At 54.3% G+C, this 17094-nt stretch carries 14 protein-coding genes and 1 pseudogene; 6 read left to right on the top strand and 9 right to left on the bottom strand.

Going from position 1 to position 17094, the window contains the following annotated elements:
- Positions 1–165: 165 nt before the first annotated feature.
- Complete coding sequence (locus Z042_RS26940) at positions 166–309, bottom strand: hypothetical protein (protein ID WP_420314818.1); 144 nt, start codon at positions 307–309, stop codon at positions 166–168.
- A gap of 70 nt (positions 310–379) precedes the next feature.
- On the opposite strand from Z042_RS26940, the gene Z042_RS08855 reads away from it, so the two are divergent.
- Positions 380–619, top strand: a complete 240-nt coding sequence (locus Z042_RS08855) for a hypothetical protein (RefSeq protein ID WP_024909956.1) — start codon at positions 380–382, stop codon at positions 617–619.
- A gap of 172 nt (positions 620–791) precedes the next feature.
- A complete protein-coding gene (gene metK, locus Z042_RS08850; protein WP_024909955.1) occupies positions 792–1946 on the top strand; it encodes a methionine adenosyltransferase in 1155 nt (384 codons plus the stop codon).
- A gap of 73 nt (positions 1947–2019) precedes the next feature.
- Here the strand turns inward: metK and nadS are convergent, their stop codons facing one another.
- From nadS to hrpB, 8 genes and pseudogenes are all read right to left on the bottom strand, one after another.
- Positions 2020–2304, bottom strand: coding sequence for a NadS family protein (gene nadS / locus Z042_RS08845; RefSeq protein ID WP_024909954.1), 285 nt, complete (start codon positions 2302–2304; stop codon positions 2020–2022).
- Between the two features lies 1 nt (position 2305).
- A pseudogene (locus Z042_RS26545) lies at positions 2306–2410 on the bottom strand (type II toxin-antitoxin system RelE/ParE family toxin); the annotation flags it as partial.
- A 331-nt stretch (positions 2411–2741) separates the two neighbouring features.
- Complete coding sequence (gene fhuB, locus Z042_RS08840; protein WP_024909953.1) at positions 2742–4730, bottom strand: Fe(3+)-hydroxamate ABC transporter permease FhuB; 1989 nt, start codon at positions 4728–4730, stop codon at positions 2742–2744.
- Positions 4727–5614: a Fe(3+)-hydroxamate ABC transporter substrate-binding protein FhuD gene (gene fhuD / locus Z042_RS08835; RefSeq protein ID WP_024909952.1), complete on the bottom strand. Its 888-nt coding sequence runs from the start codon at positions 5612–5614 to the stop codon at positions 4727–4729. Before fhuD ends, fhuB begins: the two co-directional genes overlap by 4 nt.
- Positions 5614–6411, bottom strand: coding sequence for a Fe3+-hydroxamate ABC transporter ATP-binding protein FhuC (gene fhuC, locus Z042_RS08830; protein ID WP_024909951.1), 798 nt, complete (start codon positions 6409–6411; stop codon positions 5614–5616). The genes fhuD and fhuC overlap by 1 nt, the downstream gene beginning before the upstream one ends.
- Before the next feature lie 45 nt (positions 6412–6456).
- Entirely contained in the window at positions 6457–8652 is a 2196-nt protein-coding gene (gene fhuA, locus Z042_RS08825) for a ferrichrome porin FhuA (protein ID WP_024909950.1), read from the bottom strand.
- Positions 8653–8878: 226 nt separating this feature from the next.
- A complete protein-coding gene (gene mrcB, locus Z042_RS08820) occupies positions 8879–11374 on the bottom strand; it encodes a bifunctional glycosyl transferase/transpeptidase (RefSeq protein ID WP_024909949.1) in 2496 nt (831 codons plus the stop codon).
- 98 nt (positions 11375–11472) lie between these two features.
- Entirely contained in the window at positions 11473–13923 is a 2451-nt protein-coding gene (gene hrpB / locus Z042_RS08815; RefSeq protein ID WP_202901303.1) for an ATP-dependent helicase HrpB, read from the bottom strand.
- Positions 13924–13990: 67 nt separating this feature from the next.
- On the opposite strand from hrpB, the gene thpR reads away from it, so the two are divergent.
- From thpR to gluQRS, 4 genes are all read left to right on the top strand, one after another.
- Positions 13991–14533, top strand: a complete 543-nt coding sequence (gene thpR / locus Z042_RS08810) for an RNA 2',3'-cyclic phosphodiesterase (RefSeq protein ID WP_024909947.1) — start codon at positions 13991–13993, stop codon at positions 14531–14533.
- Positions 14530–15237 carry a DNA/RNA nuclease SfsA gene (gene sfsA, locus Z042_RS08805; protein WP_024909946.1) on the top strand — a complete coding sequence of 236 codons (708 nt, stop codon included), beginning with the start codon at positions 14530–14532 and terminating at the stop codon, positions 15235–15237. The genes thpR and sfsA overlap by 4 nt, the downstream gene beginning before the upstream one ends.
- 303 nt (positions 15238–15540) lie before the next feature.
- The gene (gene dksA, locus Z042_RS08800) at positions 15541–15996 is read left to right on the top strand and encodes an RNA polymerase-binding protein DksA (RefSeq protein ID WP_024909945.1); all 456 of its coding nucleotides are present in this window, start codon (positions 15541–15543) and stop codon (positions 15994–15996) included.
- 194 nt (positions 15997–16190) lie between these two features.
- Entirely contained in the window at positions 16191–17090 is a 900-nt protein-coding gene (gene gluQRS, locus Z042_RS08795; protein ID WP_024909944.1) for a tRNA glutamyl-Q(34) synthetase GluQRS, read from the top strand.
- Positions 17091–17094 lie beyond the last annotated feature (4 nt).

Genomic DNA, 17094 nt, shown 5'->3' with positions numbered 1-17094 from the left:
TTTTCTTGGCATAAGCGTATGCAGGCAACAACACCGCAACTGGAAAGCTGTGGGTGATACCACTCATCTAATTGTATGGCACCCGGTTCAAACTTCATGAATCTGGGCAAGAAACATCCTGCCAAAAGGCAGCAGGCTACCCTTGCTCAATGCTGCGACCAGGCGTTAACCGGCCCGCGAATCCTGAGTCGCCCCCAAATGGGTGTAACATCGGGTAGATGGTGTGGAAACAAGACGGGAAAAAACAGAAGAATGTGCGTTAAAACGACACTGCTGTTGAGAAGCAACAGCCGATAGACAATGGATCATTAATCCAACCACCTCCACGCACGTCGCCCGCAATGAACGACTAAGCCTCATTATAGTGTAAGAACATTCGGTGAAGCGATGGCACTGCCATCAGATACTGACGAATGAAGCAGGTTATCACAGTTCCCTGCCCCACGCAGCGCACCAAGGCGAGCTGCGCGCAGTTTATACCGAACACCCGGCGAAAATGCAAAATGAAAATTCGCCAGAAACGGTTTCAAACGATGAAAATGGCGCCAGATGCCTTGCACATAAAGAGCAGCAAGACAAAAAATTACTGGCAATCCGGCTAAAGGCTGACCTAAAATAGACGTCCAGATGTTAATCCATCTATACTGATTAACCGATAAACTGCTTAACGGCTTTGCCTGAGGGGCGTTGCAGGATGCATTTCATCGTCAGAGGAAGATTTTCTCTTTGATGCCGGATCTCCAGCGCTGTGCAGTAATTTCTAACCCGTCTTATGCAAGGTAAAGAACACAATGGCTAAACACCTTTTCACGTCCGAATCTGTTTCTGAAGGGCATCCTGATAAAATTGCCGACCAGATCTCCGATGCCGTTCTTGACGCCATTCTGGAACAAGATCCGAAAGCACGTGTAGCCTGCGAAACCTATGTAAAAACCGGCATGGTCCTGGTAGGGGGAGAAATCACCACCAGTGCTTGGGTTGATATCGAAGAGATCACCCGCCAAACCGTGCGCGAAATCGGCTATATCCATTCGGATATGGGGTTCGATGCCAACTCTTGCGCAGTACTGAGTGCCATCGGTAAACAATCTCCAGATATCAATCAAGGGGTTGACCGTGCCGATCCGCTGGAACAAGGCGCAGGCGATCAGGGTCTGATGTTTGGTTATGCCACCAATGAAACCGACGTGCTGATGCCAGCACCGATCACTTATGCGCACCGTCTGGTTCAGCGCCAGGCCGAAGTACGTAAAAACGGCACTCTGCCTTGGTTGCGCCCAGATGCCAAAAGCCAGGTCACGTTCCTGTATGATCAAGGCAAAATCGTGGGAATTGATGCCGTAGTGCTTTCCACTCAGCATTCCGACAATATCTCCCTGAAAGATCTGCAAGAAGCCGTGATGGAAGAAATCATCAAACCGGTTCTGCCGGCTGAATGGCTGAATGCGAGTACCAAATATCACATCAATCCCACTGGCCGTTTTGTGATTGGTGGCCCAATGGGTGACTGTGGTTTAACCGGGCGTAAAATCATTGTTGATACCTATGGTGGCATGGCCCGTCACGGTGGTGGGGCGTTTTCTGGTAAAGATCCTTCCAAAGTTGACCGTTCAGCCGCCTATGCTGCGCGTTATGTCGCAAAAAATATCGTTGCGGCTGGCTTGGCCGATCGCTGTGAGATCCAGGTTTCCTACGCTATCGGCGTGGCAGAACCGACCTCTATCATGGTGGAAACGTTTGGCACCGAGAAAGTCTCTAGCGAACAACTGACTCTGCTGGTGCGTGAATTTTTCGACCTGCGCCCATACGGCCTGATTCAAATGATGGATCTGTTACAACCGATCTACCGCGAAACCGCGGCTTACGGCCACTTTGGCCGCGAACACTTCCCTTGGGAAGCAACGGATAAAGCCGCTACGCTGCGTGATGCTGCCGGCCTGAAATAAGCCGCTCTGCAATACCTAAAACGGCGAGCCACTGGCTCGCCGTTGTTGTTTCTATCAGCTGCGTGCTCATTGGTTAATGTGCTGCCAGTTCATGAAAGAAAGCAGGGTTAGCCTGAATGGTTGCCAGAACTTTCGCCGCCAGGCCGGTTGGGTTGCGCCGCTTAGCCTCCCAGCTTTTGATAGTGTCAACGCTGGTTCCCAACGCCTTTGCCATTTCACTCTGCGAAACGTTAAGCTGTGCTCTGATAGCCCTTACATCCGCGATCTCATACCGGGTAACCTTAGCTGGCGTTTCGATACCGTTCTTGATGTCTACAGCTTCTTCCAAAGATGTTTTCAGGTCATCAAAAAAACTCATCTCACACCTCATCTTTTAGTAATTTCGTTAGTTTTTTCAGCTCAGTTTTTTCCGCATCAGTCAGGCTATCTTTGGTACTCTTCGGGTAAGCCATAACAAAATACACTCAAAAGAGTACATAGTACACCATGAGAAAGAGATGGATGCTTGCATGAGCGGTTTAACGGAATGTCATGTTTGTCCGCGTTAGCAATAGTGGGTAATTTGTCGACAGGCAGCTTCCTGAATAAACTAAAGTCGATCGAGTTCTTTATACCTTTCGCTTAGGCTCCAGAGCCCCCACGCGCAGTATATTCATCTCTTCGGTAAGGCTAACGCTCGTTTTACGCCTAAATACTAACGTTGCGCAGTGATACGCAATGCGTTGCAACATGCTGAAAAAACACAGGCCCAGCAATGCTGAGCCTTAGTGACAACTGGCAAGGTTTCAACGCAGATTACGAAGTTTGCTTGCGCAGCAAATAGACAAAGTATGGCGCCCCGATAAAAGTCGCCAGCAACCCAGCAGGAATTTGATACGGGAACATCACCATCCGGCCACTCCAATCGGCAAACACCATCAGCAATCCCCCCAGTAGCGCAGCAATCACCATCTGCGGCAGTGCACGGCGGAACCCAAGCATTCGGGCCATATGCGGTGCCATCAGGCCGATAAAGCTTAGTGGACCAACGGTCAACGTTGCCAGCGCCGTCAACGTTGCCGCCAACAGCAAAATAGTCAGCCTGACCGGCGTCAACGCGATGCCAACCGAGCGCGCGGTTGCGCCCCCTAATGGCAAGATAACCAGCCAACGGCGACACAGCGGTGCCAACACAATCAACCCCACCGCCAGCACCGCCGTGCGGATCGCCTGCGGTGCCTCCACCGAATAGGTTGAACCAGAAATCCAGGTGAGCAAGCCGCCCATGCGCGGGTCACCGCTGGCCAGTAACAAAAAAATGGTGGTGGTGAAAGCCGTGCTGAGCGCAATCCCAGCTAATAACATGCGTTCGGTTGAGAAACCACCGCGCCCAGCGGCAAGCATAATCACTAACAGCGTTGCCGCAGCCCCCAAACTGCCAGCAGGCAGCAACCAGACGAAAGCATCGCCCGGGACGATAAACAGCATAACCACCACGCCAAAGGCCGCACCAGAACTGATCCCCAGCACCTCCGGGCTCGCCATCGGGTTACCGGTCAATTTCTGGATCAGCGTTCCGGCAACTGCCAGCATCATACCGGCAGCCAAAGCTGACAGCACCCGTGGCCAACGCCACGGCATCAATGCTTCCAATTCAGCCCCAGAACTCCAGTGCCAACCTACGGCATTTTGTCCGAACCTCAGCGCTACGGTAATCCCTACCAACACCAAGACACCACTCAATGCAGCCCATACGGGCCAATGTTTGCGCTCAACATGCACCTTGTCACCAAGATTCATCGGTGGTGGCGCTGCGTTGCCACGCAGGCGCGGCAGTAACCACAATAACAGTGGAGCGCCAATCAGCGCCGTGGCCGCGCCGGTTGGGATCTCACGCCATACCTGCGTGAGCCAAACCATCACCTGGTCGGTCAGCCACAGCAACAATGCTCCCAGTAATGGAGCCAGCATCAGACGATGCACCAACCGGCGCGCTCCTAGCATCTTTGCCATCAACGGGGAAAACAGGCCGATAAAACCAATCACGCCAACCGCATTCACCAGCATCGCACTGAACACAATCGCCAATGCCAGCGCGCCAAAACGCGACAGTGCCAGGCCAAGGCCCAGATTGCGCGCTACGCCATCATCCAGCCCCAACAGCGTTAGCGGGCGCAGTAGCAACGCAGCCAGCATCACGGCTATCAGCAAACGTGGCAGAATAAACTGCACCGTGCGCCAATCCTGCTGATTCAAAGCGCCAGTGCTCCACAGGAACAAGCCCTGCAATTGATCATAATTGAACAGTGCCAGTAGGCCGTTGACCGCGCCACAATAGAGCCCCAGCACCAGGCCAGCCAGGATCAGCGTAACCGGCGACATGCGTTTCCCCCAGGCAACGCCGAACACCAGCCCACCAACCACTGTCGCCCCCACCATCGCCGCCAGCTGCCGCGTTATTTCTCCCCCCGGCAGCATCCACAGCGTAGCGATAGTCAACCCGAGCTGGGCACCGGCAGATACCCCCAAAGTCGCGGGTTCCGCCAGCGGATTACGTAATACCTGCTGAAACAGTACCCCCACCAGCCCCAGCCCAGCACCGGCCAACCATGAGACGGACAAACGTGGTAACTGGCTGTAATGAAACAGCATCTGATTGATATCATCGACATCCGGCTGTATTAACGCCTGCGGCCACTGCGCCCATGGCAGTTGCCCCAGCAGATTGAATATCGTTAAGCCGCTGGCTGCGACCAGCAATAAAATAATCAGCGTTATCGGCAGGAGACGAAGAGGCGCATTCATGAGTAAGCCTGTTCCAATAAACGGCAGAAACGCATGGCCGACAGCGTTGCACCGTAAAACCACACTGCGGGCATTTGCCGCAGTTGGTTCTGGCGAACGAATGGTAATGCCTGCCACAAAGGTGTGGCACTCACTGTATCCATCATGCCCTGATTGCCGTGATCGAGATAAATCGCCCTGGCATGCTTTACTACAGCCAGGCGTTCAATCCCCACCACCGCAGTGCCCCAGAAATTGGTTTCACCTTGCCAGGCGTTTTCGATGCCTAATTGATCCATGACCTCCTGAAACAGGCTGGCCTGACCGATAACCAACGCATGGCGCGTATCCAGCAGGGAAAATAACAACAATGGTTGCTGTGTATAACTCTGCAAACGGTTACGCGCATCCTGAAGAAAAGCATCAAACTGCTGCAAATGCGCCACTGCACGCGTCTCTACCCCCAAACGCTGAGCCAATTGCTGGAGTGAGTTTCTGGCTACCGTCAGCGGTTTACCACTGCCATCGTTGAAACTGAACTCCATAGTCGGGCCGATGGGGTGCAGTTTTTGCGGCGCGGGGCCATATCCCTTGGAAAGCAGGATCAATGAAGGGTTAAGCTGCTGTAATAATTCCAGATTCGGTTCGGTTCGCTGCCCAACATCAATGACCGAATCCGCCAGTTTCGGCTCCTCAACCCACAGTTTGTAGTTATGGATATCCGCCACCGCCAATGGCATTACGCCAAGAGCGATCAGCAGCTCAACCGGCAACCATTCCAAAGCCGCAATACGGGTAATATCCGGCAAACCCGCTGAACGGCCTGGCAGTGAAAAGACTAAGGGTGACAACGCCATCGCCGTCAGCAAGCGGCGGCGCAGCGGATCATGATGAGAAGACAACATCAATAAACAAAGCTCACAGGCGCACCACCGCTTGGGTGCGGCAGCGTCCCCATCGGGATACCATAGATTTGCTCCAGCATTGGCCCCTGCATCAGTTCCAGCGGGGAACTTTGGGCAATCATTTCACCACCGCGCAGTGCCACCAGATGATCGCAATAACGCGCTGCCATATTGATATCATGCAGTACCGCAATGACCGTTAACCCGCGTTCATGACTCAGGCGCTGAATTAAGGCCAACACCTCAACCTGATGAGCGATATCCAGTGCAGAAGTGGGTTCATCCAACAGCAGGCAACGGCTGTCCTGCGCAACCATCATCGCCAGCCAGGCACGCTGGCGCTCACCACCGGACAGGCTATCTACCAACCGATTAGCGAAGGGTTTCAACCCCACCAGGCCAATTGCCTCTTCCACCCGTTCACGATCGCCCGCTTTAAAACGCCCTAATGCGCCGTGCCACGGATAACGGCCTACGGCCACCAGTTCACGTACCGTCATTCCTTCTGCTGCGGGCAATTGTTGCGGTAAATATGCGACTTGGCGCGCAAAGGCTTTGCTGTCCCATTGCTCCAGTAATTGCCCGCCCAGCAACGCTTGGCCAGTGCTAGGATTCTGGTGACGGCCCAGGATTTTCAGCAATGTGGATTTACCGGAACCATTATGACCGATCAACCCGCACACTTTGCCCTGAGGAAAAACCAGCGACAACGGTTGCAACAGCACGCGCCCTGGAACAGCAAAGCTCACGCCATCAAGCTGAAACGTAGCCTCATGATCTCGGTGTTTATCCTGCATAGGCCCTGCTTTGAGGGCGGCCTAAAGCCGCCCTGGTTGATTCGATCAGAAGCGGAAAGTAGCGGTAGCGGCAACCTGACGTTCAGCGCCCCAGAAGCAGCCATAGGTCGCGAAACAGCTTCCTACGTACTCTTTGTCAAACAGATTGCTGACGTTAAGCGCAACGGAAGATCCCGGCAAATTGAAGCGCGCCAAGTCATATTTAATCGCCGTGTTCCAAACGGTGTAATCCGGCACTTTGAACGTATTGGCCTCATCACCATAGGTTGAACCCACATAGCGCACACCCGCCCCCAACATCAACCCGCTGAGTGCGGTTTCATGGAAGGTGTAATCGCCCCACAACGACGCCATATTCTTAGGAATAATGGCCGGGCGATTCCCCTGATAGCTGTTGTCTTTGGTGTATTCCGCATCCGTATAACTATAAGACGCCAACAGGTTGATGTTCGCCGTCAGAGCCGCTTTTCCTTCCAGTTCAACGCCACGAGAACGGATTTCCCCGCCCTGTACGCTTGCATAGAGATGGTTTGGATTAGGATCTGCCGTCAGGTTATTGGTTTTGGTCAGTTCGAATACCGCTAACGTTACTGATACCGGGCGATCTTTCGGCATATATTTCACGCCGGTTTCATACTGCTTGCCGCGCGATGGATCAAACGGCACGCTATCATAGCTCGCGCCAGCCTGTGGTTCGAAGGATTCACTGTAGCTGATATAAGGAGAGATACCGTTATCGAACAGGTAGTTCAGGCCAACACGGCTGCTCAGTTTGGTATCATTCTGCGCCATGGTTTTATTATTAACGCGATCGTCTGTGCTGGTTTCTGCCCAGTCGTAGCGAGTACCGGCGGTCAAGATCCAGTTATTCCACTCGGCCTGTTCCTGAATGTAGATACCGGTTTGCTCCTGGCGATCCAGACGATTGGTTGGGTTGAGGTTGAATCTGCTGTCATCACCAAACTGCGGGTTAGACAGATCCAGCGGGTTGGCGGAACCAAAGAACGCATTGATATCATTACGCATCCGCAGGTAATCAACCCCCACCAGCAACGTGTGTTCTACCTGGCCGGTAGCTAATGTGACCTGCCCTTGCGTATCCACGGTGAAGCTATTCAGGTGCTCATCAGAAATACTCACTGAGCGGTTCAGCATAGTGGGGTTGGCTGGCTGAATACCCACGCCGTAGATGCTGTCTTGGTCAGAGTGAATTTTGCTGTAACGCAGATTCTGGCGCACGGTAAAGGTGTCGTTAAAGCCATGTTCGAAGCTATAGCCGACCATCTGCTGGTTACGGGCAAATTTATTACTCGCTTCACCTTCATTGAAACTGGTCGGTAATTTGCCATAAGGGGCATTTTCTACCGTTCCTTCCTTCGGCAACCAACCGTAGTAGCCTACATTAGGCTCGTCTTGGAAATACGACAGGAACGTCAGATTAGTGCGATCGTCCGGGCGCCAACTGAAAGCCGGAGCAACGGTATAACGCTTACGTTTCGCCATTTCCTGCTGATCGTCAGCGTCGCTGGCCAAACCGGTCAGACGATAAGAGTAAACGCCGCTGTCATCCAGTGCATCGCTAAAGTCGAACGCGGTCTGGAACAGGTTATTGGTGCCCATTTTAAACTGAATTTCACGCAGCTGTTCCGTAGTGGGGCGCTTGCTGACCAACACCACTACGCCACCTGGGCTGCTCTTACCATAAAGAACCGAAGAAGGCCCACGCAAGACTTCGACACGCTCCAGAAAATAAGGGTCGATAGACGCTTCATTAAAGAAATCGCCCTGAAGCTTCAGGCCGTTTAAATATTCATTCTGGTTCACAGAACCGAAACCACGGATATAAACCGCATCATAAGCGTTAGAACTGCCACGGCTGCCAATCATTACGCCAGGTGTAAACCCTAACGCCTCTTTCACCGTTGTCGGCTGCAACGTATCCATCTGTTCACGCGTCACCACAGAAATCGACTGTGGCGTTTTTACCAAAGGTGTATCGGTTTTGGTCGCTGTCGCACTGCGCTGCGCCACAATGGTGCCCACTGGCCCCCACGCATTTTCCTGCCGGGTATTATTACTCCCGCCCACCACCGTGATGGTTTCTTCTTTTGCAGCAACCGTCTCTGCGGCAAAAACAGGCATACTCAATGTTCCCAATGCCGCAGCAATGGTTATGGCTAATCCATTAAGGGGGCGAAAACCCAGCGTGGTTAACGATATTACGTGGCGCTTAGACGGCATGTTCGGCTTCTCTGATGTGGATTGATGACGAATGTAAACGATAATAATTATTATAAGCGCCGCATTTTATGCGGAAGCCAACTTGAACTGCAAGCGTATTTCAGCCAGAAAAAAACCGAGGGCGATGGCAACATCACCTTATTAACTCAATGGAAATAGATTGTGTGAAGGTAATAAAAAACCCGTAACAGAAAGTCACGGGTTTGATAACACATACTAGGCTGTATTACTGACCAAACATATCTTTGATCCAGCCAGCCACCCCATCGGCATCTTTCTGTTCACCTGATGACTGCTGCGGTTCAGGCACCTGGCCTGCTTGGCACAGCCGCTGCGGGTCCTCTGTCCAAACCGGTATGGTACGGGAGCCACCACCTCCGCAGATAAAGCGGCCCGCAGAATCGATACTCATCTGGCTGATCCCTTCCGGTGGCTGCAACATCAGTGGCAATGGTGTCTGGTTTTCCAGATAGCGGCGATACAGGGTCAGTGCGCCGTTGGCACCGGTCAGCTTGGCCGGGCCATTATTGTCACGCCCCACCCAGGCAATCGCCACTTCTTTACCATCAATACCGGCAAACCAGCTATCACGCAGATCGTTAGTCGTACCGGTTTTCGCTGCCAGATGATAATTCGGAAACTTGACCGACAGCGAACGGGAAGTCCCACGCTCAACGCCCTGCTGCATCGCATACAACGTCAGGTAGGCTGCCTGAGCAGGCACCATGCGTTCCGCCTGCGGGAAGCTCTGATACAACACCGTACCGTCTTCCGCGATCACCGAACGCACCGCAGACAGCGGCGCACGGTTACCGCCGCTGGCAATCGTCTGATATTCCTGTGCCACTTCCACCGGCGTCAGGCCAATCGCCCCCAACAGCATGGAAGGAACCGGGGTAATCGCCGTTTTAGGTATCCCCAAACTCTGTAGGGTTTTGCTGATCTGATCCAACCCTATCGACATCCCCAGATTTACCGTTGGCACATTGAGTGAATTGGCCAATGCATCCACCAACATTACCTGACCACGGAACTGGCGGTCATAGTTGTTGGGCTGCCACGCGCTGCCGTTCGATAATTTGATCGACAATGGTTGATCCGCCAGCCAGGTATTGAGGCGATATCGATCCGGTTGAGACAGAGCCGCCAAATAGGTGGGCGGCTTGGCTAATGAGCCCACCAGACGGCGCGCCTGAGTGGCACGGTTAAAACCGGCAAACTGTGGGTTAGCGCCGCCGACCATGGCACGCACCTCACCGCTGAAACGATCGACAATCACCATCGCCGCTTCCAGATCGTCAAGATGACGGGCAGCGCGCAGGGCAGGAACGCCTTCTTCCACCGCCTTCTCGGCCGCATCCTGTGAAACCGGGTCCAGCGTGGTGAAAATCTTCACACCGGAAAGATCGTTAACCTTGCTGCCCAGCTTATTCTGCAATTCTTGCCGCACCAGTTGCATAAACGCTGGCTGCGGTGAAATCACCCCGCCTTTCGGTTGCACCCCCAGCGGGCGGGCGCTCAGCATGTTATACAGTTCAGCGTCGATCACCCCCTGGTTCTGCAATAATTTGAGCACCAGATTACGGCGTTCCAATGTTAATTGCGGGTTACGCCATGGGTTATACAGCGAAGCCCCTTTCACCATGCCAACCAGCAGCGCCTGCTGATCCAGGCTCAGCTCATCCACCGGGCGGCCAAAGTAATACAGGCTGGCCAGCGGGAAACCACGGATCTGATCGCCACCGCTCTGGCCGAGATACACCTCGTTCAGATACAGCTCCAAAATGCGATCTTTGCTGTAACGGTAATCCATCAGCAGCGCCATGTAAGCTTCGTTGAGCTTGCGCCCCATCGAACGTTCGTTGGTCAGGAACAGGTTCTTCACCAACTGCTGAGTCAGGGTACTGCCCCCCTGCACCGCACGCCCGGCAGTCACGTTAGCCAGCACCGCACGGCCAATGGAATAAAGGCTGACGCCATCATGCTCGTAGAAACGACGGTCTTCGGTCGCCAACAGCGTATCCACCAGCAGATCAGGGAAGCCGGAACGGGGCACAAACAGACGCTGTTCACCATTCGGCGACTGCAACATGGTGATCAAGCGAGGATCGAGACGGAAAAAGCCAAAGCTGCGCTGATTTTCCATATTGACGATTTTTGCCAGACCGTTGTTCTGGAACTCCAGCCGGGCGTGGATCTGGCCTTCTTTCCCGTCTGGGAAATCAAACGGGCGGCGCAGCATCTCAATGCTGTTGCCCTGCACGGTGAATTCACCTGGGCGCGTCATCCGGCTCACCTGGCGGTATTGCATCCCTTCCAGCAGATTAATCATCTCCTGCTTACTGTAGGGAATACCAGGTTCCAGATTCACCATGCGGCCATACACTGCGGCGGGCAACTCCCACACTTTGCCATCAATACGGCTGCGAATTTGGGAATCCAGGTAAATGCCGTAGATCGCCAACGCGACAGCAACAACCAGAAACAGTTTGATCATCAGGCCAAGCCAACGGCGCTTTTTACGTGGCGACCTCGCTTTTACCTTACGCGGCACGGGTTCTTCCTCGTCATCGTACTCATCATCGTCATACTCATCCTGATAATCGTCATCTTCGTAATCATCATAGTCGTCTTCGCGGCGGCGGCGCACCGGTTTGCGTGGTGCATTACGTTTTGCTTGCTTCCCTTTGCGCCCGATAGGTTCGCGGTCATCCCCAGCCATTGCTGTTGTTCTCCAGGCTTGCGGCACTCTCAGCCATTATTTGTCGCTTAATCTGTTCTTATGCTTCTAGGCTGAACAGAAGAAACATCCGAATTCTTTTACTGATATTTTTTAGTGCGTTTTGTGGGCGCAGTATTCGCCGGATCGTCAGGCCAAACGTGCTTGGGGTAACGCCCTTTCATCTCTTTTTGCACTTCACGGTAGGCTCCCTGCCAAAATGCAGCCAGATCGCCGGTAATTTGCAGTGGCCGGTGCGCTGGGGAGAGTAACTCAAGCACCACCGCGATGCGACCCTCTGCCAATAATGGGCTACGCTGTTCGCCGAACATCTCCTGTAAACGTACCGCCAGAGCCGGAGAATTATCCGCATCATAACGGATGGGCAGGCGGCTGCCGGTCGGCACAGTGTAATGAGTGGGTAAGGCATTATCCAGCCGCTGTTTTTGCTGCCAGTCTAGCAGGCGAGCCAGTGCTTCGGCGATATTCACCTGCTTGAGCCCGCGCAGATCGCGCACACCGCTCAGCGAAGGTAACAACCAGCGATCCAGAGCATCAAGCAAAGCGTCATCATCCACCGGCGGCCAGGCGGCTTCCGGCAGCCAACGCTGGGCGCATTGCAGGCGCAGGCGCAGTTGCTCAGCCGCTGTATCCCAACTCAGCACCGCTAAACCCTGCGTGCGTACCCAATTGAGCAGCGCCTGTTGCAGTTCCTCATCAGCCGGTTTAGCCAAGGGTTGCGCACGCAGCGTCAAGCGGCCAATCTGCTGGCGTTTCCAGGCGCGCAGTGAACCTTTTTCTGCGTCCCACTCTACCGCAGTCTGGCTGCTGACAATGGCAGGTAACTGAAGCGCCAACGCGTCAATATCAACCGGCAGCGCCAGCAGGATGCGGGCATCCGGGCTGTTGTGGCCTTGTAACAGGCTGGGAGTAATCAACCAAGGGGCTCGTGCCAGTGCCTCGTCCTGATTCATTGCGGCCCCCATCCCATTCGCTAATAAATAGCGCCCATCTTGCCCACGCCGTTGAGCAATGCGATCGGTAAAAGCCTGTGCCAATAACTGAGCTGCCAGATCGGCATCGATCTGGCCAGCTCGTTGCGGCAGGCGTTTACAGAGCTGAGTGGCACGGCGTTGCCAATGCGGCTGCGGGTGGCTCAGCCAATAACCGATATCCATCTGCCCGCTGCGCGGTGGCTCCTCCAGTAAAGCTACCAGCATTGCCGCAGTCGCCAAACCATCGGCACCCAAGGCAGCCCCCGCACACAGCATGGCCGCCAACCGCGGCTCACAGCCTAGCTCCGCCATCTGGCGGCCTTTAGTGGTCAGTTTTTCAGCGCTGTCGATGGCGCCGAGGCTATACAGCAAACGGCAAGCCGCCGCCAGCGCTGTGGCAGGTGGCCGATCGAGCCAGGTCAATTGCCCAGCATCTACACAGCCCCATTGCAATAATTCGAGCCAAAAGCTGGCGAGATCGCTTTGCAATATCTCTGGTTCTGCATGCTCTACCGCGCGTTCCGCCTGTTCTTTGGCAAACAGATGCCAGCAGATGCCGGGCTCCAAGCGCCCGGCGCGCCCAGCCCGCTGAATCATTGATGCCTGGCTGATGCGCTGAGTCACCAGCCGAGTCAGGCCATTACGCACATCATAACGGGCAACGCGCTCCAAACCGCTGTCAACCACCAACCGGATACCTTCGATCGTCAAGCTGGTTTCAGCAATGTTGGTCGCCAACACCACTTTGCGCCGCCCGGCGGCAACGGGTTGAATGGCTTTTTGCTGCTGCGCCAGCGGCAGCGCACCGTACAGTGGGCAAAGTTCAGTATCGGCTGCCACTTCGCCTGCCAGCCGTTCCAGCACGCGGTTAATCTCCGCAACACCGGGCAGGAATAACAACAACGAACCCTGCTGTTCGGCCAATAGGCGTTTTACCGCCATAGCCACACCATCCTCCAACCGCTGATGGCTGGCAAATGGCTGATACTGGCGCTCAACCGGGTAACTGCGCCCTTCGGACACCACCACCGGTGCTTCTGGCAGCCGTTGCGACAAGCGGGTGTTATCCAGCGTGGCCGACATGATCAGCACTTTCAGATCGTCACGTAACCCTTGCTGCACATCAAGCAACAATGCCAGAGCCAGATCGGCTTGCAGGCTGCGTTCATGGAATTCATCCAGAATAACCAGCGAAACGCCTTGCAGCTCGGCGTCCTGCTGCAACATACGGGTGAGAATACCCTCGGTCACCACTTCCAACCGGGTATTTGGCCCGCTTTTGCTCTCGGCTCGCATGCGGTAACCCACGCTCTGGCCGGGCTCTTCACCAAGTTGTTGCGCCAAACGATAAGCGACGTTCTTTGCCGCCAGCCGCCGTGGTTCCAGCATGATGATCCGCCCCGGCAACCCGGCTTTTGCCAGAAGCTGTAGCGGCAACCAGGTCGATTTACCCGCACCGGTCGGGGCATGCAGCAACACCAGTGGGGCTGATTGCAGTGCAGCAAGCAGTTCATCAAGAACCTCACTGACGGGCAGTAAAGACACAAAACTCTCCATGGGGTAGTTAACAGACGGCGCACATTGTAGCATTACAGCCAGCGTTTCATTTATTTACTGGGGATTTATGTCCAACTCGCGCCGCCTGTTTTTTGCCCTGCCGTTACCCGCTGCCTTGCAACAACAGGTGATCCACTGGCGTGCCAACGCTTTTCAGCCCGAAGATGGCCGCCCGGTCGCCGCTGCCAATCTGCATCTGACGCTGGCCTTTCTCGGCGATGTCAGTACGCAGAAAGAGCTGGCGCTGAAAACGCTGGCCGGCCGCATCAGGCAAACCGGCTTTAACCTCTGCCTTGACGATCTCGGCCACTGGCCGCGCCCCGGTGTGGTTTGGCTCGGCAGCAAACGCGCGCCGCGCGCGCTGTTGCAACTGGCAGAATTGCTGCGCTCGCAGGCGGCACGTAGCGGCTGTTATCAAAGCCCGTTGCCGTTTTACCCCCATATCACTTTATTGCGTGCCGCGACCAAACCGGTGGCTGTTCCACCCGCCACGCCAGGTTGGCGTTTCAGCGTTGACCATTTTTCTTTATACCAGTCAGTCATCGAGCATGGCCGTACCCGTTACCACCCGTTGGCGCAGTGGCCGCTCAATACCCAGGACACCCAATGATCTTCACACCTTCTCTGAAACCCGCCACGCTGATTAAGCGCTATAAACGCTTTCTGGCCGATGTTGTCACGCCAGAAGGTGAAACCTTTACCCTGCACTGCGCCAATACCGGTGCCATGACCGGCTGCGCCACGCCGGGTGATACCGTTTGGTATTCCACCTCCAACAACGCCAAACGCAAATACCCCCACAGTTGGGAACTCACGCAGACTCAACAAAATGATTGGATTTGCGTCAATACCCTGCGCGCCAACACGTTGGTTCATGAAGCGATTGAACAAAATGTCATCAAGGAACTCGCCGATTACAGTAAAATCAGCAGCGAAGTAAAATATGGCCATGAAAATAGCCGTATCGACTTGTTATTACAGGCAGAAAATCGGGTTAACTGCTATATTGAAGTTAAATCAGTCACATTATTGCAACATGAATGTGGTTACTTCCCTGATGCCGTTACGCTGAGAGGGCAAAAGCATCTACGGGAGTTGCAAAACGTGGTTGAGAACGGCCAACGGGCGGTACTGTTTTTTGCTGTGTTACACAGCGGTATCAAACAGGTCGCTCCGGCGCATCATATAGATACACGTTATGCGGTACTGCTCACGCAGGCCCGGCAGTTGGGAGTAGAAGTGATTTGTTATGGGGCGGAATTATCACCTGACGGTATCTCTCTTTATGAGAAATTACCGTTTTTTATCGATTAGCGTTTCCAGGTTCCCATAAATAGCCAACCGGATACGCGTCGCAAATACGCCTGCCTTCACACCCTTGTCAAGCAGGTGACAGGAATAATTGCCATCCCCCTTCCCTTCTGTTATTTATAGCGGCCTGTTTTTCCCCCGCATTGGGGATTCGACATACCCTATAACATTTGAGATGTAGGTAGGCGGCAACCGGATAACCCTCTGGAAGCTTGGTTTATCAAGCCACCAGAGAGAGAAAGGTAACCCACACTCCTGCCCTCAATGAATGTTGGGTATAGTGCGTGTGTATGTAGGAGAAGCAATATGCAAGAAGGGCAAACCCGTAAAACCTCGTCCTTGAGCATTCTCGCCATCGCTGGGGTGGAGCCGTACCAAGAGAAGCCAGGCGAAGAGTACATGAACGACGCCCAGCTGTCGCATTTCAAGCGCATTCTTGAAGCATGGCGCAACCAGCTCAGGGACGAAGTAGACCGTACCGTATCGCATATGCAAGACGAAGCTGCCAACTTCCCAGACCCGGTTGACCGGGCCGCACAGGAAGAAGAGTTCAGCCTCGAACTGCGTAACCGTGACCGTGAACGCAAACTGATCAAAAAGATCGAGAAAACGCTGAAGAAAGTAGAAGACGAAGATTTCGGCTACTGCGAATCTTGCGGCGTGGAGATTGGCATTCGCCGCCTTGAAGCGCGTCCGACTGCCGATTTGTGCATCGACTGCAAGACTCTGGCCGAAATCCGCGAAAAGCAGATGGCCGGCTAAGCAGTTTTATCGCTCGCGGCGCGTGCTTATATACTCAAGGATTTCAAGTTGCAGCCGGATAGCAAGTATATTAATCCCCAGGAGCTTACACATAGTCAGTGACCGGGGTGAATGTACGCAGGCAACAACGCAACGGCTTGAAAGACGGCAGGTATACGCGCCGCACAGAACAAAGGGAACCACACCCTTCTGTGATGCAAGAAAGTCATTATGTGGGGCGTTTTGCCCCATCGCCTTCTGGGGATTTGCATTTCGGTTCGCTGATTGCCGCTCTGGGAAGCTACCTTCAGGCTCGTGCACAACGCGGGCAATGGCTGGTACGTATTGAAGATATCGATCCCCCGCGCGAAGTCGCCGGAGCCGCCGCTCGCATCCTGTCCGCTTTAGAACACTATGGCCTCCACTGGGACGGCCAGGTCATCTATCAATCCCAACGCCACGATGCTTACCGCGCCACGCTTGATTGGCTGCAACGGCAGGGCCTCAGCTATTACTGCACCTGTACCCGCAGCCGTATCCAACAGCAAGGGGGACTGTACGACGGCCATTGCCGCAGCCTTCATTTGGGGCCGCAGGATGCCGCGATCCGTTTGCGCCAGTTGGCCCCGGTAACAGCGTTTCACGATCGGTTGCAGGGGGAACTGCGGGCCGATCCGGCGCTGGCGCAGGAGGATTTTATCATCCGCCGCCGCGACGGCCTGTTTGCCTATAATCTGGCGGTGGTCATCGATGATCACTTCCAAGGGGTGACAGAGATCGTGCGGGGCGCTGACCTGATCGAGCCAACGGTGCGGCAGATCGCGCTTTATCACCAGTTGCAAGCCCCGGTTCCCACTTATGTGCATTTGCCGTTGGCGCTGGGCAGCAATGGGATTAAGCTGTCGAAACAAAACCATGCCCCAGCACTCCCTGCGGGCGATCCGCGCCCGGTGCTGATTGCAGCGCTGAAATTTCTGCACCAGCCATTGCCAGAAAGCTGGCAAGATCTTGATCTGCCTTTATTATTAAGTCATGCAGTCAAACATTGGCGATTAGAAAATGTACCGCGCCGGCTGGCAATTCCCCTAACAGCATTCTCAAAGGAGCCATGGTGAGCTA

Source organism: Chania multitudinisentens RB-25, from assembly GCF_000520015.2.
Classification (GTDB): domain Bacteria; phylum Pseudomonadota; class Gammaproteobacteria; order Enterobacterales; family Enterobacteriaceae; genus Chania; species Chania multitudinisentens.
This window is presented reverse-complemented; position numbering and strand designations above follow the sequence as displayed.